Here is a 19,956-nt window from a genome sequence, read left to right on the forward strand (position 1 = left end):
CGACAGGCAAAACGTCACAGGCTCCCGCTTTTTGCAACCGCGCTGAGAAAATGATAGCTGTCCTTGGGGGTGCGGATTTGCGTGTCGTAATCGACGCGGACCACGCCGAACCGCTTGGCCAAGCCATAGGCCCATTCAAAATTGTCGAGCAGGCTCCAGCACAGATAGCCTTTGACGTCGCAGCCCTCGGCCAGCGCCTGGGCGACCGATTCCAGATGCTCGCGGAAATACAGCACCCGCTCGGCGTCGTGGATTTGGCCGTCTTCAGCCACCACGTCGTCATAGGCGCAGCCGTTTTCAGCGATGAAGACGGCGGGGTTGCCGTAATCGGTCCGCAATTCGCTGAGCAAATCATACAGCCCCTCGGGCTGGACCGGCCACGCCATGCCGGTCCAACGGCGGCATTGCGCCTCGCCCCACCAAACGTCGAAGGGGTGGCCCTCCTCATGCTTCATCGTCATGCGGGAGTAGTAGTTGATGCCCAGCAGGTCGATGGGGTAACGAATGGCCTCCAGGTCGCCGGGCTGGACGAAGCTGTCCATCTTGTCGGCCAGCAGCGCCGGGATTTCGCCGCGCAGCACGCCGTCCAGCGTCACCCGGTTCCACACCGCGTCCCAGCGGGCGGCGGCGGCGACGTCCTCCGGCTTGGCGCTGTCGGGAACGCTGGGTTGCAGGTTCAAGACGGTGCCGAGCGTCAGGCCGGAATGCTCCGCCGCGATGGCGCGCAGGGCGGCGCCCTGGGCCAGATTTTGGTGATGCAGCGCCCGCAGGATGCCCTGTTCGCCCAGCTTGTGGCCCGGCGCGTGCTCGCCCACGCCATAGCCGAAGATGGCGACGACGTTCGGCTCGTTCAGCATCATCCATTCCTTGACCCGGTCGGCCAAGCGGGCGGCGACGATTCGGGCGTAGTCGGCGAACGGCCCGATGATGTCGCGCCCCTGCCAGCCGCCGCCCTGCGGCCCGTCGGCGTCCTCCAACGGCTGCGGCAGGTCCCAGTGATAGAGGCAGGCCATCGGGGTGATCCCGGCCTCCAGCAGCCCATCGACCAGCCGGTCGTAAAAATCCAGCCCGCGAGTCTCCACCGCCCCGGTTCCCGTCGGCAGCACGCGGGGCCAGGCGATGGAAAAGCGGTAGCTGTCGAAGCCCGCCGCCTTCAGCAGGGCGATGTCCTCGGGAAAGCGGTGGTAATGGTCGCAGGCGACGGCGGCGTTGGTGCCGTCCTGGATGCGCCCTTGGGCGGCGAAGCGGTCCCACACGCAAGACCCGCGCCCGTCCACGTCCAGCGCCCCTTCGATTTGGTAGGACGAGGTTGAGGCGCCCCAACGGAATCCGGGCGGAAAGGTGAATGACGTCATGGCGTTGTCCTCCCACGGACGGCTTTGTCTTTGCGACCAGCATGCCTGAACCGGGACGACAACGCCATGGGCGGCGCGCGCGGCGCGGCGTGATGGCGCGGGACGAATGGTCGCGCCTGGTTGGGGTTGGTCGTCTCTGGGCAGGCCTGTCCAAAGGGCGTAGGCTTTGTGGAAAATCATAAGGACCGTCCATGCGCAGGCGGTCCCGACGTGGAAGGAAACCCCATGGCCAACACCACCAAGATCGTTTTCATCGGCGCGGGCAGCGCCGCCTTTGGTCTCAGCCTGTTTCAGGACCTGTTTTCCACCAGCGAGTTGGCGGGCAGCACGCTGACGTTGGTGGACACCAACCCCGACGCGCTCGACCGCATGGCGGCGTTGGCCGAGGTGCTGAACCGGCAGGGCGACGCCCGCATCACCATCGAGAAGACCACCGACCGCAAGGCGGCGCTGGTCGGCGCGGGATTCGTGCTGTGCGCCATCGCGATTGACCGCAACCGGCTGTGGAAGCTGGATTTCGCGGTGCCGAAAAAGCATGGGATCCGCCACACGCTGGGCGAGAATGGCGGGCCGGGCGGGCTGTTTTTCACTTTGCGCACCCTGCCGTTGATCGTCGACATCGTCCGCGACGTCGAGGCGATCTGCCCCGACGCCCTGTTCATCAATCTGTCCAACCCGGAAAGCCGCATCGTGCTGGGCCTGTCGCGCTGCACGTCGGTGCGCACGCTGGGTCTGTGCCATGGGATCTTTCTGGCCCGCTGGTTCGTCTGCCAGATTTTGGGCATGGCGGAAAAGGAGGTGGACGTCTGGGGGGCGGGCCTCAACCATTTCCAATGGCTGACGGCGATTCGCGAACGCTCCACCGGGCGTGACCTCTACCCGCTGTTGCGCGAGCGGGAGAAGACCCACGATCCGGCCTTCACCCCGCTGACCCGGCGGATGTTCCACGCCTTCGGCCTGTGGGTGACGTGCAGCGACGACCATATGGGCGAGTATCTGCCCTATGGCTGGGAGGGCGGCGAGCATGGCTTTGATTTCGAGAATGACGAGCGGGGCCGCGTCATCCTGAAGGATCTGATGGACGGGGTGATCGACGGCAGCAAGGCGATTCCCGACGATTGGACCAAGCCCAGTTGGGGCGAGCGCGCCGTCGCGGTGATCGCCGGGATGCTGCACAACCAAAAGCGCTTCATCGAATCCGGCATCGTCGTCAATCGCGGCGTCGTTCCCGGTCTGCCCGACGAGTTGGCGGTCGAGGTGCCCTTGATCGCCGACGCGGCGGGGGTGCATCCGGTGTCGCTGGGCCGCCTGCCCGATCCCATCGTCAAGCTGCTGTCGGTTCAGGCCGGGGTGCAACAATTGTCGGTCGAAGCGGCGCTGCATGGGTCGAAGGAACTGGCCCTGCAAGCCTTGCTGATCGACCCGGTCATCACGTCGAGCACCGCCGCCGTCGCCATCCTGGATGAGCTGTGGGAGGCCAACAAACCCTACATCCGGTCCTGCCTGTAAAGGCGATCCCGTCAGCGTCGGATCAAACGGACCGAGACGAAGCCCAAGGCGGCGGTCAGCGCCGCGACGCCCAGCAGCAGCGGCGGAAAGCCGGTGTGGTCGGCCAAGGCGCCGTACAGCACCGGCCCGACGCCCTGACCCAGAAAGAAGGAGGAGGCGAACAGCGCCAACGCCGAACCGCGCGCGGTTGGGGCCAACTCCGTCGCCTGGGTCTGCATGGTGTTGTGCAGCATGTAAAAGCCGAAGCCCGCCAGCAAAAACGCGCCGCTGACCACCGGCCAGGGCACCGGGAAGGACGCGACCAGATAGGCGACCCCGCAGCACAGTCCGCCGCCCTTCATCATGCCCCATTGGCCAAGGCCATGAATCAGGCGGCGGACCACGGCGCTGTAGACCACCCCGCCGATGGCGAAGGCGGCGATGGTCATTCCGGCCTCGAACGCGCCGGACGCGCCGTGGGCCATCAGGATCGGCGCGACGAAGGGGAAGATCCCGAAAATCAGCAGCCCTTCCGCCGCGACGGTGGCGAAGACGAACAGGGAGGCCGGGTTGGTCAGCACCGTGGCGTAACGCTGCCGCGCGTCGGCGACCGACAGGGGGGATCGTTTTTCAACCTCGTTGCGCAGGCCGATGACGGCGGCGGTGCAGACCAGCGCGGTCAGACCAGCGGACAGCCCGAACACCACCCGCCACCCGGCCCATTCCGCCAAGGCGCCGGACACCACCGACCCCGACATCTGGCCCAAAATCACCGCCAGCAAAAAGCGGCTGATGGCGACTTGCCGGTCTTCATACGCCACCCGGTCGCCGATCAAGGCCATCGAGGCCGGAATGATGCCGCCCGCGAAGGCGCCCGCCAGAATCCGTCCGGCCATCACCGTCCCATAGCTGGGGGCGATGGCCGACAGGGCCAACCCGATGGACAGGATGACCAGCGCCAACCGGACCAGCCGCGATTTGCCGATGGCGTCGCCGACCGGCCCCAGGACGATCTGCATCAGCGCGTAGGGCAGCGTGTAGGCCGAGGCCAACAAGGCGGCCTGCCGCACCGACACGTCGAGATCGGCGGCGATGATGGTCAGCATCGGATCGGTGGTGCGCAACGAAAAGGCGCTGGCGAACCCGGCGAGGCCAAGCAAAAGGATCAAGCGCATGGGAGGGGAGTGGCTCGGGCGGGAAAGGTTCAGGGCCTGAAGTGTAACCAGCAATTCCCACCCGGTGGCGCCCGGCGTGGCGCGGGGCAGTCATGCGCAAGGCGGGCGCCGCCTGTCGGCGGATGAGCGTCGCTCCGTTTTCCCCCTCCCCAACCCTCCCCCGCGTTGCGGGAGAGGGAGCCTGGACCCTTGTCGACGTGCGGCGGAGTTCCCTCTCCCGCGAAGCGGGGGAGGGGTAGGGAGGGGGCAAAGCGCTCCCACGCTTGAACGCCCCCTCTCAGCGCGCAGCCGCCGAATGGCTTGCAATCGCCAGACCCTCCCCAGCATTATCCGCGCGACGTCATGAGGAATCGGTGCGCGCATGAAGCCGACCAACCGCCTGAAGCCTGCGGGCAACGCCCAGGCGCTGCTGGCCCGCGCCGTCGCCCTGCATCAGAACGGCCAGTGGGCCGAGGCCGGGGCGCTCTATGAGCAGGTGTTGCGGCGTCAGCCCGGTCAGGTGGACGCGCTGCATCTGCTTGGCTTGGTCAAGGGGCAGGTCGGCGATCTGGCGGCGGGAATCGCGTTGATTCAACAGGCGGTGCGCGGCGACGGGCGGCAGGCGGCGTTTCGCCTCAATCTCGGGCGGTTGCTTCAGGCCGCCGGACGGACGGAGGCGGCGGCGCGGGCCTTTGGCGGGCTGCTGGCGCTGACCCCGGACGACGCCGAGGGCGTTTCGGCTCTGGCCGACGCGCTCTATGACGGCGGTCAACCGATGACGGCCGCGCGCTGGTACGGGCGCGCCGCCGCGCTGGACCCAAATTTGACGGCGGCGGCCTACAACCGGGGCGCGGCCCTGCGCGACGCCGGGCGAACCGCCGAGGCGTTGGCGGCCTTTTGCGATGTTCTGGCGGCGGCCCCGCTGCTGGTTCCGGCGCAGGAGCAGATCACCGGCCTGCGCCACGCCAGCGGCGATGTTTTGGGCGCGACGTCGGCCAGCCGCCGCTTGCTGGCGCTGGTCCCCGACCAGCCCGACGCGCTGGCGATTCTGGGCGGCGGCCTGTCGAACCCGACCATCGATGGGGTGGGCGATTGGGAAGCGGGCGCGGTCTGGTTGGCGCGGGCGGCGTGGGCGCGTTTGGACTCCGGGGCGGCGCTGGCCTTGGGAGCGCTCTTGCACGGGCGCGACCGTCCGGCGGCGGCGGTCGGCTGGTTTCGCCGGGCGCTGGCCTTGACGCCGGACTCGGCGGTCGGCCTGTCGGGGTTGGGCTTGGCGCTGGCGGCGCTGGGGCAGGGCGACGCGGCGGTGGATTCGGCGTTGCGGGCGGTGCGGCTCGATCCCGCCTCCCCCGCCTTCGCCGCCAACGCCGGGGCGGTTCTGCATCAGGTCAAGCGGCAGACCGACGCCGGGGGCTGGCACCGGCGGGCGGTGACGCTCGACCCCGACAGCGTCACCGGCTGGATCAACATCGGCACGCACGCTTTGGAGGCCAACGCGTTCGAGGCGGCGATTCCGCTGTTCGCGCGGGTTCTGGCGCTGGGCGCGGGCGGCGACGAGGCGCTGGTCCGTTCCAACCTGGGCGTCGCCCTGATGGCGCTGGGCCGCCATGGGGAGGCGGTCGCCGCCTTCCGCGCCGCGCTGGACCGGGTTCCGGGCGACGCCGCCATCCGCTCCAACCTGTTGTTCTGCCTGTGTTTCGCCGAGGACGCCGACCTTGACGCCGTGTTCGCCGAACATCGCGCGTTCGAGCGTTTCGTCGCGCCCACCCCGCCGCCCGCCTCGGATTTCACGGCGGTTGACCGCAACCCGGATCGCCGTTTGCGCGTCGGCTATCTGTCGCCGGATTTCCAGCGCTATCCCGGTCCCGGCTATCATTTCCTGCTGCCGTTGATCGACCGGCACGACCGCGCGGCGGTCGAGGTGACGTGTTATTACAACGACACGCCCAGCGACGCGGCGACCGCGCGTTTCCAGGCGGCGGCGGATCGCTGGCGGGACTGCGCCGGGCTGTCGGATCCGGAGTTGGCCGCCCAAATCCGCGCCGACGGCATTGACATTCTGGTCGATTGCGACGGCCACATGTCGCGCAACCGCATGCCGCTGTTCCTGCGCCGCCCGGCCCCGGTGCAGATCAGCCTGCCGCTCTACCCCAACAGCACGGGGTTGTCGGCGATGGATTACCAGTTGGCCGACCCGCCCATCGCCCCGGATTGGGCCGACGGACTGCATTCCGAACGGTTGATCCGGCTGCCGGGCTGCGTGCTGTGCTACCGCCCGGCGGACTCCGCCTTCGTTCCGCCCGACCGCCCGCCGGTGGAGCGAACGGGGGTCTTCACCTTTGGCTCCTTCAACAACGTCACCAAGGTGAACGGCTCCACCATCGCGCTGTGGGCGCGGCTGTTGATCGCGCTTCCGCAGGCCCGGCTGCTGCTGAAATGGCGGGGGTTGGGCGGCGGCGGCGCGCTCGACCAACGGCTGCTCGCCGCCTTCGCCGCCCATGGCGTGGGGGCGGAGCGGCTGGTCCTGCGCGGAATCACGCCGGACCCCTATGAGGATTACACCCGCATCGACTGCGCGCTGGATCCGGTTTTCGCCAACGGCGGCACCACCATTTGCGACGCGCTGTGGATGGGGGTTCCGGTGCTGAATCAGGCCGGGCGGGCGACCATCTCGCGGTGGGGGGCGTCGCTGCTGGGCGCGGTCGGGTTGAGCGCGCTGGTGACGGAGAGCGACGACGACTATCTGGCGCTGGGCGTCCGGCTGGCCACGGATCGCGCCTTTCTCGACGAACAGCGCGCCGATCTGCGCGGGCGGATGGCGCGGTCGGCCCTGATGGACGAAGGCGGCTACGCCCGCGCGGTGGAGGCGGCGTACCGCGCGGCGTGGCGTCGCTGGAGCGCTGGCCTGCCGCCGGTCGCGCTGGAGCTTGCGCCGGTGGCGGTCGAGCCGGTCGAGCCGGTCGAGGCGCCGCCGCCGCCACTCCCACCGCCGCCGCCGCCCGCTTTGTTGCCGGGCGTTCCGGCGGACGCCTTGCGGCGGGCGGAGCGGATTTTGGTCATCAAGCTGGACGAACTGGGCGATTTCGTCCTCGCCACGCCGTTTTTGCGCGGCTTGCGGGCCAGCGCCCCGCAGGCGCGCATCCATCTGGTGGTGTCCGACAGCGTGGTTCCATTCACCGAGGGCTGCCCGCATGTGGACGCGGTGGTCAGCCCCTTGAACAGCGGGGCGGGCGGCGCGTTGAATTTCCGGGGGCGCAGCCCCGCCGACCTGCAACGTTTCGCCGAGGCCTTCCGCGCCGGGTTCGACATCGCCGTGACGGCGCGCTTCGATTTCGACAAGGGCGGCGCGGCGACCCTGGCGGCGGCCAGCCGGGCGCCGATCCGGTTGTCCCACACCGAACGGGCGACGCCGTGGAAGGAAACCGGCAACCGGGGCTTTGACGCCGCTTACACCCATGTTTTGCCCGCAGGCCCGGCGCGGCATGAGGTGGAGAGCAACCTCGCCTTGCTGGCCGCGCTGGGCGGGAGCGACCCCGGCGGCGGGGTGGAGCTGTACCCCAGCGCCGCCGAACGCGCCGCCGCGCGGGCATTGTTGGCGGGCGGTTTTGACGGCGCCCCCTGGTCGGCGCGGCCCCGTCGTTTGTTGGCGGTCGCGCCCAGCACGGCCAGCGACCGCCGCAATTACCCGCTGCCGTCCCTGGCCGCTCTGGTGAACCGGCTGGCGGCGCTGGCCGGTTTCGACGGGGTAGTCCTGCTGGGCGTTCGGGAGGACGCCGCGCGCGCGATCGCCTTGGCGGCGGCGCTGGCGCCCCCGGTTCTGGATCTGACCGGGGCCGCCGACCTGCGCGCGCTGACCGCCCTGTTGGCTGAGGTGGACGCGGTGGTGGCGATGGATTCCGGCCCGGCCCACATGGCGGCGGCGGTGGGAACCCCGGTCGCCGCGCTGTCCTGCCACCCGCAGGGCGGCGACCCGCTCAACCCGCACGCCCCCGACCGTTTCCGTCCCTGGGGCGACGCCGCCCTGGTCATCCAACCGCCGCGCGCCGCCGCCCCCTGCCTGGACGGCTGCCGGGCGGCGGAGGCCCATTGCATCGCGGGCATCGACGCCGCGTCGGCGGCGGCGGAGATCGCCCGCTTTTTCCAGAACCGCTGGGCGCAAGGCGACGCCGACCCGGCCCAAGGGGAGAAACCGCGACCATGACCACCGATCTGTTGGGCGAACGCGGCGACAACCGGCTGCTCGCCACCCGGCACGGACACATGCTGGTCAACCGGCATGATTCCATCGTCGGGCGCTCGCTGGATTATTACGGCGAGTATTTCGAGCAGGAGGTGGCGCTGTTCCGCCAGTTTGTGCGGCCCGGCGATGTGGTGGTCGATGTCGGCGCCAACATCGGCGCCCACACGGTGGCGCTGGCGCGTCTGGTCGGGCCGACCGGGCGGGTGCTGGCCTTCGAGCCGGTGCGGCTGAATTTTCAACTGCTCTGCGGCAATCTGGCGCTCAACAGCCTGACCTGGGTGGACGCGGTTCAAGGCGGCTTGGGCGCGCGCGACGAAACCCTGCGCATCGCCGACGTGGCGATGAGCGCGGAGGGCAATTACGGCGCGCTGGCGCTGGCCGAGCTGCCGGGAAACCGCCCGGTCCCGATCAACCGCCTGGACGGTCTGTTCGACCACCCCAAACTGCGCTTCGTCAAAATCGACGTGGAGGGGATGGAGGCCGACGTGTTGCAGGGATCGCGCGGCGTGCTGGCCAAGTTCCGCCCGGCGCTCTACGTCGAAAACGACCGGCTGGACCAGTCGCGCGACCTGCTGTCGCTGCTTCAGTCGCTGGAGTATGACTGCTATTGGTTCCTGCCGTCCTTCCACAACCCGGCGAATTTCTTCGGCGTCGCCGAACCGCTCTACGCCACCGGCTTCGTTGACGACGGAACCCGAATCCACGCCCAGGGCATGGGCGTCAATTTGCTGTGCATCCCCAAGGCGGCCAACGCCAAGCTGGCCGGTCTGCTGCCGGTGCTGAGCGTGGACGAACACCCCTGTTTGCGCGCCTGCACGCCCCGTTTCACCGGGGGGTGAAAGCTCAGGGCAATCGGGTGAAGGATTATTGGCCCAAAAATAGGCTTTCCCGTCATCCCCGCGCAGGCGGGGATCCAGGCTTTCCCATGAGATTCGGTCTGCGAACTCTGGATCCCCGCCTTCGCGGGGATGACGAATCTCCCAATAAAGGAATTTCAAGCCTTCACCCGATTGCCCTGGATGAAAGCTGGGTTGCGCTTGTCCGATCCCGTCCCGGCGCGCTACCGTTGCAACTCACGCGACGCGGAGGGAGCGGGCATGACCAACCAAACAGACCAGACAGGGACGACCGGCGGTTATCGGGTGACGGGGTTTCCGGGGCGGCCGGTGTTTCAGGACGCCAGCGGTTTGGCCGCTGGTCTGCCAGCCACGCCCCCAGCGGGCGCGGGGATGGTGACGCTGTTTCAGGGGGTGTTCGCCAACAGCGACGCCCTGAAGGCGTGGATCAAATCCGTTCACAGCGACAGCGCCGCCCCATCCACCCTTCTGGTGGACCGGATTGATCCGACCGGGGCGGCGACGCTGCGCTGGACCTTGACCAACGCCGCGCCGACCAGCCTGTCGGTGGCCGACGCGCAGAGCGAAGGCAACGAGGTGGCGGTGGAAAGCGTTGAGGTCGCTTACGAAACCATGGTGATTTCCGCGCCCTGACGGGTTTCGCCGTTCCCGCCGTGGGTCAGCGGCGCGGCGCGGGCGCGCGCCGCCCCTTGCCGCTCTGCTGGGTGACGAAGGTCGTTCCCTTGCCGCTGGGCTTGGCGCCGCCCTTCGGCCCCGTCTCGCGCGGTTTGGCGGTGGCCCCCACCGGCTGCCACGCCGGGATGAGTTGATGCTCGCCCGGACCGATCAGGTCGTTGCGGCCCATCGCCTTCAGGGCGTCGCGCAGGATCGGCCAGTTTTCCGGGTCGTGGTAGCGCAGGAAGGCCTTGTGCAGGCGGCGTTGGCGCAGGCCCTTGGCGGACAACACCTCTTCCGATCCGGTGCGGCGCACCGGGCGCAGGGGGTTGCGTTCGCTGTGGTACATGGCGGTCGCCAGCGACATCGGCGAGGGCAGGAAGGTTTGCACCTGATCGGCCTTGAAGCCGTTCCGCTTCAGCCATAGGGCGAGGTTCATCATGTCCTCGTCCGTGGTGCCGGGGTGGGCTGCGATGAAATAGGGGATGAGGTAGAGCTTTTTCCCCGCCTCTTTCGCCGCCTTGTCGAACATCCGCTTGAACTCGTCATAGGCGCCCATGCCGGGCTTCATCATCTTGGCGAGCGGTCCCGGCTCCGTGTGCTCCGGGGCGATCTTCAGATAACCGCCGACATGGTGGGTGACGAGTTCCTTCACATATTCCGGGTTCCGCACGGCGAGGTCGTAACGCAGGCCGGACGCGATGTGGATTTTCTTCACCCCCGGCACGGCGCGGGCCTTGCGGTACAACTGGACCAGCGAGGAGTGATCGGTGTCCAGATTCTTGCAAATGTCGGGGAAGACGCAGGATGGGCGGCGGCAGACCGATTCCGTCTCCTTGTCCTTGCAGGCCAGGCGATACATGTTGGCGGTCGGCCCGCCCATGTCGGAAATCGTGCCGGTGAAGCCCTTGGTCTTGTCGCGAATCTGCTCAATCTCGCGCAGGATGGAGCCTTCGGAGCGGCTTTGGATGATGCGGCCCTCATGCTCGGTGATCGAGCAGAAGGAGCAGCCGCCAAAACAGCCGCGCATGATGTTGACGGAAAAGCGGATCATCTCCCACGCCGGGATGCGCGCGTCGCCATAGGACGGGTGCGGGGCGCGGGCGTAGGCGAAATCATAGACGCCGTCCATCTCGTTGGTTTCCAACGGAATCGGCGGCGGGTTCAGCCAGACCTCGCGCTCGCCATGGCGTTGGATCAGGGCGCGGGCGTTGCCGGGGTTGCTTTCCTGGTGCAGAATCCGGCTGGCGTGGGCGTACAAAACCTTGTCGGCGCTGACCTGCTCGAAGGACGGCAGGCGGACCACCATGCGGTCGGCCCCGGCGGCGCGCGGCGACACGGCGACGGTCGGGTCGTCGATGGAACTGCTGTCGATCTCGGTCCAACCCTCCGGCACGCCGCTGCGCATGATGGCGGTGCCGCGAATGTCGGTCATCTCGCGGATGGACTCCCCGGCTGACGCCCGTTGCGCAATCTCGACGATGGCGCGTTCGGCGTTGCCGTAGACCAGCATGTCGGCCTTGGAATCCATCAGGACGGAGCGGCGGATCTTCTCGCTCCAATGATCGTATTGGGCGATGCGGCGCAGGGACGCCTCGATGCCGCCCAGCACCACGGGGATGCCCTTGAAGGCTTCGCGGCAGCGTTGGGCGTAGACGGTCACGGCGCGGTCGGGCCGTTTGCCGCCCTCGTCGTTCGGGGTGTAGCTGTCGTTGTGACGCAGGCGGCGGTCGGCGGTGTAGTGATTCACCATCGAATCCATGTTGCCGCTGGTCACGCCCCAGAACAGGCGCGGCGCGCCCAGAATCTTGAAGGCTTCGGCGCTGCTCCAATCCGGTTGGGCGATGATGCCGACGCGCAGGCCCTGGGATTCCAGCAACCGCCCGATGATCGCCATGCCAAAGCTGGGGTGATCGACATAGGCGTCGCCGGTGACGACGATCACGTCGCACTGGTCCCAGCCCAGCCGGTCCATCTCCGCCCGCGACATCGGCAGGAACGGCGCGGGCTTCGGGCGCACGCTCCGGTCGGGACGGTGGGCGAACAGGTGGGGGGCGGTCAGCATGACGGGTTCCGGGGCGGTAAAAAGGGGCGGTCAAAAGAAAAGGGGCCGAACAAGCGGCCAGTCATACCGCGTTCGCCCCCAAATTCCCACCGCGCAAATCGCAGCGCGGCGATTGGTTATTGCGCTCTTCAGGCCGCCAGCAGTTCGGCCAGCGCGCGGGCCACCACCAGCGTCGCCTTGCGCAGATCGTCCAGCTTCAGCTTTTCGTCGGCGCGGTGGCCGTTGGCCTCCAGCAGGTCGCGCGGCCCGGCGCCATAGAGGATGGTCGGGATCCCGGCCTCCGAATAATGGCGGGCGTCGGTGTAGAGCGGGATGCCGTTCTGGCCGACCGGCTGGCCCAACACCGCTTCGGCGTGGCGGGCGAACAGGGCGGCCAGACGCGGCGCGTCGCCGACCGAGGTGAAGGGCCGGGCCAGCAAAATCCGGCGGACGCTCACCCGGATTCCCTCATAGCCGGAGGCCGCCTGTTCGATCAGGGCGCGCAAGCCCGCCTCGACCTCCGCCGGGTTTTCCTCCGGAATCATGCGGCGGTCCAGGCGGAAGGTGACGCGGTCGGGCACGACGTTGGTGTTGATGCCGCCCTGGATCAAGCCGACGGTCAGCGACGGGCAGGTGATGCCGACGGTGTTGGAGAGCCGCTTGGCCAGTTCAGGGCGATGGGCGTACAGGGCGGACAGCACGCCGTTGGCGGCCTCCAGCGCGTCGAACCCGGTGTCGGGGCGGGCGGCGTGGGCGGATTTGCCATCGACCTGCACCTCCAGATGCAGGCAACCGTTGTGCGCCGTCACCACCGAATAGGCGAAGCTGGCCGACACGGCGTAGTCGGGCTTTGACAGGCCCTGGTCGAGCAGCCATTTCGGCCCGATCTCGCCCCCGGCCTCCTCGTCATAGGTCAGGTGCAGTTCGATGGTTCCGCCCAGCGGCGCGCCGGACGCGATCAGAGCCTTCAGCGCGAAGGCGTAGGTGGCGAAATCGGATTTCGACACGGCGACGCCGCGCCCATACATAAAGCCGTCGCGGATCTCCGCGCCATAGGGATCGCTCGACCAGCCTTCGCCGGGCGGCACGACGTCGCCATGGGCGTTCAGCGCCATGGTGGGGCCATCGCCGAAGCGGTGGCGAACGATCAAATTGGTGGCGCTGACCATGCCGTTCGCCCGCACCAGATCGGCGGGGACCGGGTGGCGTTCGACGGCAAAGCCCATCGCCTCCAGCAATTCCGCCGCGCGGACGGCGTGGGGGGCGCAGTCGCCGGGCGGGTTGTCGGACGGAACCTTGACCAGCTCCGCCAGAAAGCGGGTCTCGGCGTCAAAGCTGTCTTCGACGGCGGCGGCCAGGGCGGCGAAATGGGCGGCGTTCGGGGCGGAGACAGGAGCGGCGTTCGAGGCGGTCATGGGCGGCGATCCGATGCGGGCTGAAAATGGTCGACGAAATGGGCAAGCACGCGGACGCCCTGCTCGGCGTCGGCGGCGGTGATGCGTTCGGCGGGGTTGTGGGAGATCCCCCGTTCGCACCGGACGAACAGCATGGCGATGTCGGTCAGCGCCGCCATCGCCATGGCGTCGTGCCCGGCCCCGCTCGGCAATTCCGGGGCCTCAAGCCCCAGGGCGCGGGCGGAGGCGGCCAATTGCGCCATCAAGGCCGGGCGGCAGGCGACGGCGGGGCTGTCGTGCAGCGGTTCGATGGCGATGGCGACGCCGCGCTGGTCGGCGATGGCCTCCAGCCGGGCGCGGACGGCGGCGACCCGCTCCAGCCGCAGGGCGTCGCGGTCGGCGCGCAAATCAATGGTGAAACGGACGCGCCCGGCGATGACGTTGGTGGCGCCGGGAGTCGCCTCAATCCGTCCGACCGTGCCGACCAAGCGTTCCTGCCCCGAACAGAGGCTTTCCACCGCCAGAATCATCTCGGCGGACGCCGTCAGCGCGTCGCGGCGCAGGGTCATCGGCACGGTTCCGGCGTGTCCGGCGAATCCCTCCACCGTCACCGCCAACCGGGTGGCCCCGGCGATCGCGGTGACGATGCCGACCGGCTGGCCCAACGCCTCCAGCACCGGCCCCTGTTCGATGTGCAGCTCGACATAGCCCAGAACGCGGTCGGGCGCGTGGGCGGCGCTGGCCCAGGCGGCGGGGTCGAGGCCGAAGGCGGCCAAGGCGTCGGCCAGACGGGTTCCGTCGGCGTCGCGGCTGTCCAAAACCGCCGGGTCGAAGGTTCCGGCGATGGCGCGGCTGCCGATCAGGGTCGATTGAAAGCGCACGCCCTCTTCGTCGCCAAAGCCGACGACCTCAATGGCGAAGGGCAGGCGGCGCCCACGCGCGTGGAGATCGGCGACCACGGCGACGCCCGACAGCACGCCCAACATGCCGTCATACTTCCCGGCGTCGCGCACGGTGTCGAGGTGCGAGCCGATCAACAGCGCGGGCAGGCCCGGCGTCTCGCCCTCGTACCGACCGATGATGTTGCCCAGCGCGTCTTCGCGCGTGGCCATCCCGGCCTCCGCCATCCAGGCGGCGACCAGATCGTTGGCGCGGCGGTGTTCCGGGGTCAAATAATGGCGCGACAGCCGCCCAGCCTCGGCGCTGATCGCCGCCAGCGCCTCGCTGCGGTCGAGAAGGGTTTGGCCGGAAAGCGGGGGGTGAGGCATCGGGCGGGAATCCGGAACACGCGGGGTGAGGGGCCATCATACGCCCGCCGCTTTCCCCGCCCCTAGCCCCGATGCCGTGAAGACAGTTTCAAAGAATCCCGAAGCCCCTTTCCTTTTTTGGGCCGAGTCTTGGTTGTTGCAAGTTGTCTATGACTTAGGAGAGACTATCTCAAAGTCACGAGCGCGCGCATTCTGTCAAAGAACGCGCGCCGCAAAGCAGCAAAACGCTGTTTATTGTGCATGTGCGAAAAGCGCGAGGCAAAGAAAACCGCAATTCTTGGGGAGGGACGCCATGATTCCATTCGAGAATGCATCGCCGGTGTCAGGACGGTTCTCGTTCATCACCACCGCCGCGCAAATGGCCCAAGCGCAAACTCTGGCGGGTTGGATCACCATCATCGCCGAGGATCGCGGCCTGGACGAACGGGCGCTCGCCGCCGCCACCGATCTGGACATCGAGGATGTCCGCGCCATCCTGGGCGGCGTCGTGTTGATGATCCCGCTGAGCGTGCTGGATCAGGCGCTGCGCCGGTTGGAGGGGCGGCGGCACTGAACCCGCGCGGTGTCGTTTCGGGCATGAAAAAGGGCGGCGCGTGGTCTCGCGCCGCCCTTTTTTCATAAGGAAAGCGCCCGCTCAGGCGACGGCCAGCACGTCCAGATAGATGTTCGCCGGGGCGGTCAGGTGGATGCGGTACAGCATCCCGGCCTGATCGACGAGAATGTCGGACACCGGGTTCTTGGCGGACAGATCGGTGACGGCGGCCCGCACGTTGCGCGGCAGGGCGTCCACGGCGATCTCGCGGTATCCGCCCTTGTCGGAAAGCTTAACGGTCTTGTTGCCCATGATGAGGCGCTCGATTCCAAACGATGATGTGAGGGGGAAAGGTAAGGTCGCGGGACAATGATCTCGGGTGGTTAAGCAAAGGTTAAGCTTTCCCGGCGGTGAACCGCCATTGGCGCAGGCCAGCCACGCGGACGCCGCGCGGGGGCGCCATTGATGATCGGTTCCTCAACTGACGCCCAGATAGCGCCCCGGCTTGTGGTTGATCGCCAGCAGCAGATTGACGATGGCCGCCCCGACCACCGACAGAAACAGTTGGTCGGGGGCCAGCACGAAAAAGGCGGCGGCCAGAATCGCCAGATCGACGCCAAGCTGGAAATACCCGGCGCGCACGCCGTGCCGCTCTTGCAGATAGATCGCCAGAATGTTGAAGCCGCCAAGGCCGGTGCGGTGGCGGAACAGCATCAGCAGGCCAGCGCCGAACAGCCCGCCGCCGATCACCGTGGCGTAGACCGGATGAATGCGGTCTACGTGGATCCAATCCCCGGTCAGCCGCGAAAACAGCGTGACCAATCCGACGGCGATGATGGTGCGCAGGGTGAACATCCAGCCCAGCCGTTTCCAGGCCAGCGCGTAAAAGGGGATGTTGACCAGAAAGAACAGCGTGCCGAACTCCAGCCGGGTGACGTAGCTGAGCAGCAGCGCCGCCCCAGCGACGCCGCCGGTCAACAGCATGGTCTTGGTGTAGAGCATCATGCCCAACGCGATGAACAGCGTGCCAAGCAGCATCGCCAGCGCGTCTTCGTACAGCCGATGGCGCTCGACCGGGGCGGGGGAAAGGGCAGCGTCAACCATGGCGGGCATCCGGTTCAGCCGAAACGGCGGGTGTGCGATGCAACAAACCCTGGACCGGAGGGGGAGTCAATCCTTTGCCAGACACACCATTGGGGGGATCGCATTTGGCGTTGACTCTCCCTCGCCCTCTGGGAGAGGGAAGAGGCCTGCCGCGAAGCGGTGGGAATGGTGAGGGGTGATCCAAGACGCCACTCGGTTCCGGCCTCTTGGGCAACCCCTCACCCTCCCCACTTCGTGGGTCCCCTCCCTCTCCCAGAGGGAGAGGGCAATGATCGCCAAAGACGCCCCGACAGAGTGTTATGGTCAGTGGGAGCGGGTGCGGGCCACCGCGTCCCGCCAGCCGGCGTAAAGCCGCTCGCGCCGTTCGGGATCCATGCGCGGCTCGAACCGGCTTTGGCAGCGCCAGGCGGCGGACACCGACTCCAGCCCGTCGAACAGGCCGACGCGCAGCGCGGCGAGGCAGGCGGCGCCCAGGGCTGTGGTTTCGATGATCTCGGGCCGCTCGACCGGCATGCCCAGCAGATCGGCCAGGAATTGGCACAGCCAATCATTCGCCGCCATGCCGCCATCGACGCGCAGCGCGTTGATGGCCCCGCCCCAGTCGCCCGCCATCGCGTCCATCAGATCGCGGGTCTGGTAGGCCACGGCCTCCAGCGCCGCGCGGGCGATGTGGGCGGGGCCGACGTCCAGCGTCATGCCGAAGATGGCGGCGCGGGCCTCCGAATCCCAATAGGGCGCGCCCAGACCGACGAAGGCCGGAACGAAATAGACGCCATGGCTGTCGGGAACGCGGGTCGCCAGATCGTTGGTCTGGCTGGCGTGGGTGATGACGCCCAAGCCGTCGCGCAACCATTTGATCGCCGCGCCCGCAACGAAGATGGAGCCTTCCTGCGCGTAGCTCGTCACCCCGTTCAGGCGATAGGCGACGGTGGTCAGCAGGCGGTTTTTTGACGCCACCGGCGTCGTTCCGGTGTTGATGAGGGCGAAACAGCCGGTGCCGTAGGTCGATTTCGCCATGCCCGGCGACAGACAGGCCTGCCCGAAGGCGGCGGCCTGCTGGTCGCCCGCCACCCCGGCGATGGGAACCGGGGCGCCAAGAAGGGTGGGTTCGGTGACGCCGAAATCGTCGGAGCTGTCCAGCACGCGCGGCAGCATGGCGCGCGGCACCCGGAACAGGGCGAGCAATTCGTCGTCCCAATCCTGCGTGTGAATGTCGAACAGCATGGTGCGCGAGGCGTTGGTCGCGTCGGTGGCGTGCGCCGCCTTGCCGGTCAACTGATAGATCAGGAAACTGTCGATGGTGCCGAAGCACAGCTCGCCACGCTCGGCGCGGTCGCGCGCGCCCGGAACATGGTCGAGGATCCAGGCGATCTTGGTGGCCGAGAAATAGGCGTCGATCAACAGGCCGGTCTTGGCCCGGACCATCTCGCCATGCCCGGCGTCGGCGATCTGGTGGCAGAGCGCGGCGGTGCGGCGGTCCTGCCAAACGATGGCGCGGTGGATCGGCTCGCCGGTCGCGCGGTCCCACACGACGGTGGTTTCGCGTTGGTTGGTGATGCCGATGGCGGCGATGTCGGCGGCGGTCAACCCGGCCTGTTCCATCGCTTCGCGGGCGACCGCGCGGACGTCGCGCAGAATGTCGGCGGGATCATGCTCGACCCAGCCATCGCCGGGGTAATGCTGTGGAAACTCGCGGCGGGCCACGGCGATGGGCGTTCCGCGTCCGTCGAACACGATGGCCCGCGACGACGTGGTGCCCTGGTCGATGGCGAGGATGTGGCCGTTTCGGCTCATGGGTGTTTCCCCCTGGAATGGCGTCTTGTCGCTTATACCCTCTCCCGTGCCGGGAGAGGGAGGGGACCCGCGCGCAAGCGTGGGGAGGGTGAGGGGTGGTTCGGCGATCGCGCCCCAGGGATTCGCCGTCGCAATCCCTCACCCTTCCCGCTTTACGGGCCCCTTCCCTCTCCCGAAACGGGAGAGGGAGAACAATGAAAAACGGGGGCGGCGGCGGGCCGCCGCCCCCAGGTTAACCCCCGGCGCAACCAGGAGGGTGAACCGTCAACCGCAACCCGTCGTTACTGGGCGCGGCCTTCCTTCCAGGCCTTCAGCAGATCCTCGTAGACCACGGTCTGACCCTTGGGCTTCTCGTCGGCCAGCTTGGCCTTCGGCGCCTTGGTGGTCGAGAACCACTCCTTCGGATCCTTCTTCGCGTTCAGCTTGGGCGCGCAGTCGCCGCCGATGTTGGCGCGCTCCATGCGGGCCATCACCTGCTCCATCTGCTCGGCGAGATTGTCCATCGCCTGCTGCGGGGTGCGCTCACCCGTCACGGCTTCGGCGATGTTCTGCCACCACAGCGGGGCCAGCTTCGGATAATCCGGCACGTTGGTGCCGGTCGGCGTCCAGGCCACGCGGGCCGGGCTGCGGTAGAACTCGACCAGACCGCCCAACTTCGGCGCGGCGGCCGTCATCGCGTCGGACTTGATGTCGCTTTCGCGGATCGGGGTCAGACCGATGAGGGTCTTCTTCAGCGACGCGGTTTTCGACACGGTGAACTGGGCATAGAGCCAGGCGGCCTTGCGGCGTTCCAGCGGGGTGGACTTCAGCAGGGTCCAGGAACCGACGTCCTGATAGCCCAGCTTCATGCCCTGTTCCCAGTACGGGCCGTGCGGCGAGGGGGCCATGCGCCACTTCGGCGTGCCGTCGGCGTTGACCACGGGCAGGCCCGGCTTGGTCATGTCGGCGGTGAAGGCGGTGTACCAGAAGATTTGCTGGGCGACCGCGCCCTGGGCCGGAACCGGGCCGGCTTCGGAGAAGGTCATGCCAGCGGCTTCGGGCGGAGCGTACTTCTTCAGCCAGTCGATGTATTTGGTCAGCGAATAGACCGCCGCCGGGCCGTTGGTGTCGCCGCCGCGCGCGACCGACGCGCCCGCCGGACGGCAGCCTTCGACGCGGATGCCCCATTCGTCCACCGGCTTGCCGTTGGGCAGGCCCTTGTCGCCGCCGCCAGCCATCGAGAGCCACGCGTCGGTGAAGCGCCAGCCGAGCGAGGGATCCTTCTTGCCGTAATCCATGTGGCCATAGACGCGGACGCCGTCGATTTCCTTCACGTCGTTGGTGAAGAAGTTGGCGATGTCCTCATAGGCCGACCAATCGACCGGAACGCCCAGCTCATAGCCATATTTGGCCTTGAACTTCTCCTTCAGGTCGGGGCGGGCGAACCAGTCGGCGCGGAACCAGTAGAGGTTGGCGAACTGCTGGTCGGGCAACTGGTACAGCTTGCCGTCCGGGCCGGTGGTGAAGCTGGTGCCGATGAAGTCCTTCACGTCCAGCGTCGGCAGGGTGACGTCCTTGCCTTCGCCGGTCATGAAATCGGACAGCGGAATGGCGTGACCGTAGCGGACGTGGGTGCCGATCAGGTCGCTGTCGTTGATGTAGGCGTCATAGACGTTGCGGCCCGACTGCATCTGGGTCTGCAACTTTTCGATGACGTCGCCTTCCTGGATCAGATCATGCTTGATCTTGACCCCGGTCAGCTCGCTGAACAGCTTGGCCAGCGTCTTGGACTCGAACTCGTGCGTCGTCAACGTTTCCGAGGCGACGTTGATGTCCATGCCCTTGAAGGGTTCGGCGGCCTTGACGAACCATTCCAGCTCCTTCATCTGCTCGTCTTTGGAGAGCGTGGAGGGCTGCAATTCTTCGATGATCTTCTTGGCGACGGCCTCCTGCTCGGCGGTCAGCGCGGCGGCGGGAGCCGCCGAGGCCATGGCGAGCAGCACACCGATGCCGCCAGCCATCACCGCCCCTGTCAACCGCCGACGCAGCGACGAGCCGTTGGTCGCGGTCACAGTCATTCCCTGACGCATGAT

At 67.8% G+C, this 19,956-nt stretch carries 14 protein-coding genes; 5 read left to right on the plus strand and 9 right to left on the minus strand.

All coding sequences use genetic code 11. From position 1 onward, the window contains the following. Positions 1 to 14: 14 nt before the first annotated feature. On the minus strand, positions 15 to 1,355 hold the full coding sequence (locus ACODS4_RS24015; RefSeq protein ID WP_488868198.1) for a GH1 family beta-glucosidase: 1,341 nt from the start codon (positions 1,353 to 1,355) through the stop codon (positions 15 to 17). A gap of 225 nt (positions 1,356 to 1,580) precedes the next feature. Here ACODS4_RS24015 and ACODS4_RS24020 point away from each other — a divergent pair, with 225 nt between their 5' ends. Continuing rightward, positions 1,581 to 2,864 carry a family 4 glycosyl hydrolase gene (locus ACODS4_RS24020; RefSeq protein WP_488868199.1) on the plus strand — a complete coding sequence of 428 codons (1,284 nt, stop codon included), beginning with the start codon at positions 1,581 to 1,583 and terminating at the stop codon, positions 2,862 to 2,864. 11 nt (positions 2,865 to 2,875) lie between these two features. On the opposite strand, the gene ACODS4_RS24025 is transcribed toward ACODS4_RS24020, so the two are convergent. Beyond that, positions 2,876 to 4,018, minus strand: coding sequence for an MFS transporter (locus ACODS4_RS24025; RefSeq protein WP_488868200.1), 1,143 nt, complete (start codon positions 4,016 to 4,018; stop codon positions 2,876 to 2,878). A 361-nt stretch (positions 4,019 to 4,379) separates the two neighbouring features. On the opposite strand from ACODS4_RS24025, the gene ACODS4_RS24030 reads away from it, so the two are divergent. The 3 genes from ACODS4_RS24030 to ACODS4_RS24040 all read left to right on the plus strand — a co-directional run bounded on the left by ACODS4_RS24030 (position 4,380) and on the right by ACODS4_RS24040 (position 9,727). Next, a complete protein-coding gene (locus tag ACODS4_RS24030; RefSeq protein WP_488868201.1) occupies positions 4,380 to 8,198 on the plus strand; it encodes an O-linked N-acetylglucosamine transferase family protein in 3,819 nt (1,272 codons plus the stop codon). Beyond that, complete coding sequence (locus ACODS4_RS24035; RefSeq protein WP_488868202.1) at positions 8,195 to 9,076, plus strand: FkbM family methyltransferase; 882 nt, start codon at positions 8,195 to 8,197, stop codon at positions 9,074 to 9,076. The genes ACODS4_RS24030 and ACODS4_RS24035 overlap by 4 nt, the downstream gene beginning before the upstream one ends. Before the next feature lie 258 nt (positions 9,077 to 9,334). Beyond that, entirely contained in the window at positions 9,335 to 9,727 is a 393-nt protein-coding gene (locus tag ACODS4_RS24040) for a phage tail protein (RefSeq protein ID WP_488868203.1), read from the plus strand. Positions 9,728 to 9,752: 25 nt separating this feature from the next. On the opposite strand, the gene ACODS4_RS24045 is transcribed toward ACODS4_RS24040, so the two are convergent. From ACODS4_RS24045 to ACODS4_RS24055, 3 genes are all read right to left on the minus strand, one after another. Next, entirely contained in the window at positions 9,753 to 11,813 is a 2,061-nt protein-coding gene (locus tag ACODS4_RS24045; RefSeq protein ID WP_488868204.1) for a YgiQ family radical SAM protein, read from the minus strand. 128 nt (positions 11,814 to 11,941) lie between these two features. Then, positions 11,942 to 13,207 carry a M20/M25/M40 family metallo-hydrolase gene (locus ACODS4_RS24050; RefSeq protein ID WP_488868205.1) on the minus strand — a complete coding sequence of 422 codons (1,266 nt, stop codon included), beginning with the start codon at positions 13,205 to 13,207 and terminating at the stop codon, positions 11,942 to 11,944. Continuing rightward, positions 13,204 to 14,454, minus strand: coding sequence for an allantoate amidohydrolase (locus tag ACODS4_RS24055; protein WP_488868206.1), 1,251 nt, complete (start codon positions 14,452 to 14,454; stop codon positions 13,204 to 13,206). Before ACODS4_RS24055 ends, ACODS4_RS24050 begins: the two co-directional genes overlap by 4 nt. A 292-nt stretch (positions 14,455 to 14,746) precedes the next feature. Between ACODS4_RS24055 and ACODS4_RS24060 the strand changes: the two genes are divergently transcribed. Then, complete coding sequence (locus tag ACODS4_RS24060; RefSeq protein ID WP_298378600.1) at positions 14,747 to 15,007, plus strand: hypothetical protein; 261 nt, start codon at positions 14,747 to 14,749, stop codon at positions 15,005 to 15,007. A gap of 81 nt (positions 15,008 to 15,088) precedes the next feature. Here ACODS4_RS24060 and ACODS4_RS24065 read toward each other — a convergent pair whose 3' ends face one another. From ACODS4_RS24065 to ACODS4_RS24080, 4 genes are all read right to left on the minus strand, one after another. After that, positions 15,089 to 15,298, minus strand: coding sequence for a hypothetical protein (locus ACODS4_RS24065; RefSeq protein ID WP_488868207.1), 210 nt, complete (start codon positions 15,296 to 15,298; stop codon positions 15,089 to 15,091). Between the two features lie 165 nt (positions 15,299 to 15,463). Then, positions 15,464 to 16,090: a DUF6198 family protein gene (locus tag ACODS4_RS24070; protein ID WP_488868208.1), complete on the minus strand. Its 627-nt coding sequence runs from the start codon at positions 16,088 to 16,090 to the stop codon at positions 15,464 to 15,466. 303 nt (positions 16,091 to 16,393) lie between these two features. Beyond that, complete coding sequence (glpK, locus tag ACODS4_RS24075) at positions 16,394 to 17,884, minus strand: glycerol kinase GlpK (RefSeq protein ID WP_488868209.1); 1,491 nt, start codon at positions 17,882 to 17,884, stop codon at positions 16,394 to 16,396. Between the two features lie 281 nt (positions 17,885 to 18,165). Further along, positions 18,166 to 19,941, minus strand: a complete 1,776-nt coding sequence (locus ACODS4_RS24080) for an ABC transporter substrate-binding protein (RefSeq protein ID WP_488868210.1) — start codon at positions 19,939 to 19,941, stop codon at positions 18,166 to 18,168. Positions 19,942 to 19,956 lie beyond the last annotated feature (15 nt).

The organism is Azospirillum sp. FG154 (assembly GCF_057809575.1).

Bases quoted from the DNA above. Each gene is read 5' to 3' on its own strand.
- ACODS4_RS24040 (WP_488868203.1), top strand. From the start codon at position 9,335: ATGACCAACCAAACAGACCAGACAGGGACGACCGGCGGTTATCGGGTG.
- ACODS4_RS24045 (WP_488868204.1), bottom strand. From the start codon at position 11,813: ATGCTGACCGCCCCCCACCTGTTCGCCCACCGTCCCGACCGGAGCGTG.
- ACODS4_RS24020 (WP_488868199.1), top strand. From the start codon at position 1,581: ATGGCCAACACCACCAAGATCGTTTTCATCGGCGCGGGCAGCGCCGCC.
- ACODS4_RS24025 (WP_488868200.1), bottom strand. From the start codon at position 4,018: ATGCGCTTGATCCTTTTGCTTGGCCTCGCCGGGTTCGCCAGCGCCTTT.
- ACODS4_RS24065 (WP_488868207.1), bottom strand. From the start codon at position 15,298: ATGGGCAACAAGACCGTTAAGCTTTCCGACAAGGGCGGATACCGCGAG.
- glpK (WP_488868209.1), bottom strand. From the start codon at position 17,884: ATGAGCCGAAACGGCCACATCCTCGCCATCGACCAGGGCACCACGTCG.
- ACODS4_RS24060 (WP_298378600.1), top strand. From the start codon at position 14,747: ATGATTCCATTCGAGAATGCATCGCCGGTGTCAGGACGGTTCTCGTTC.
- ACODS4_RS24080 (WP_488868210.1), bottom strand. From the start codon at position 19,941: ATGACTGTGACCGCGACCAACGGCTCGTCGCTGCGTCGGCGGTTGACA.
- ACODS4_RS24030 (WP_488868201.1), top strand. From the start codon at position 4,380: ATGAAGCCGACCAACCGCCTGAAGCCTGCGGGCAACGCCCAGGCGCTG.
- ACODS4_RS24050 (WP_488868205.1), bottom strand. From the start codon at position 13,207: ATGACCGCCTCGAACGCCGCTCCTGTCTCCGCCCCGAACGCCGCCCAT.
- ACODS4_RS24070 (WP_488868208.1), bottom strand. From the start codon at position 16,090: ATGGTTGACGCTGCCCTTTCCCCCGCCCCGGTCGAGCGCCATCGGCTG.
- ACODS4_RS24035 (WP_488868202.1), top strand. From the start codon at position 8,195: ATGACCACCGATCTGTTGGGCGAACGCGGCGACAACCGGCTGCTCGCC.
- ACODS4_RS24015 (WP_488868198.1), bottom strand. From the start codon at position 1,355: ATGACGTCATTCACCTTTCCGCCCGGATTCCGTTGGGGCGCCTCAACC.
- ACODS4_RS24055 (WP_488868206.1), bottom strand. From the start codon at position 14,454: ATGCCTCACCCCCCGCTTTCCGGCCAAACCCTTCTCGACCGCAGCGAG.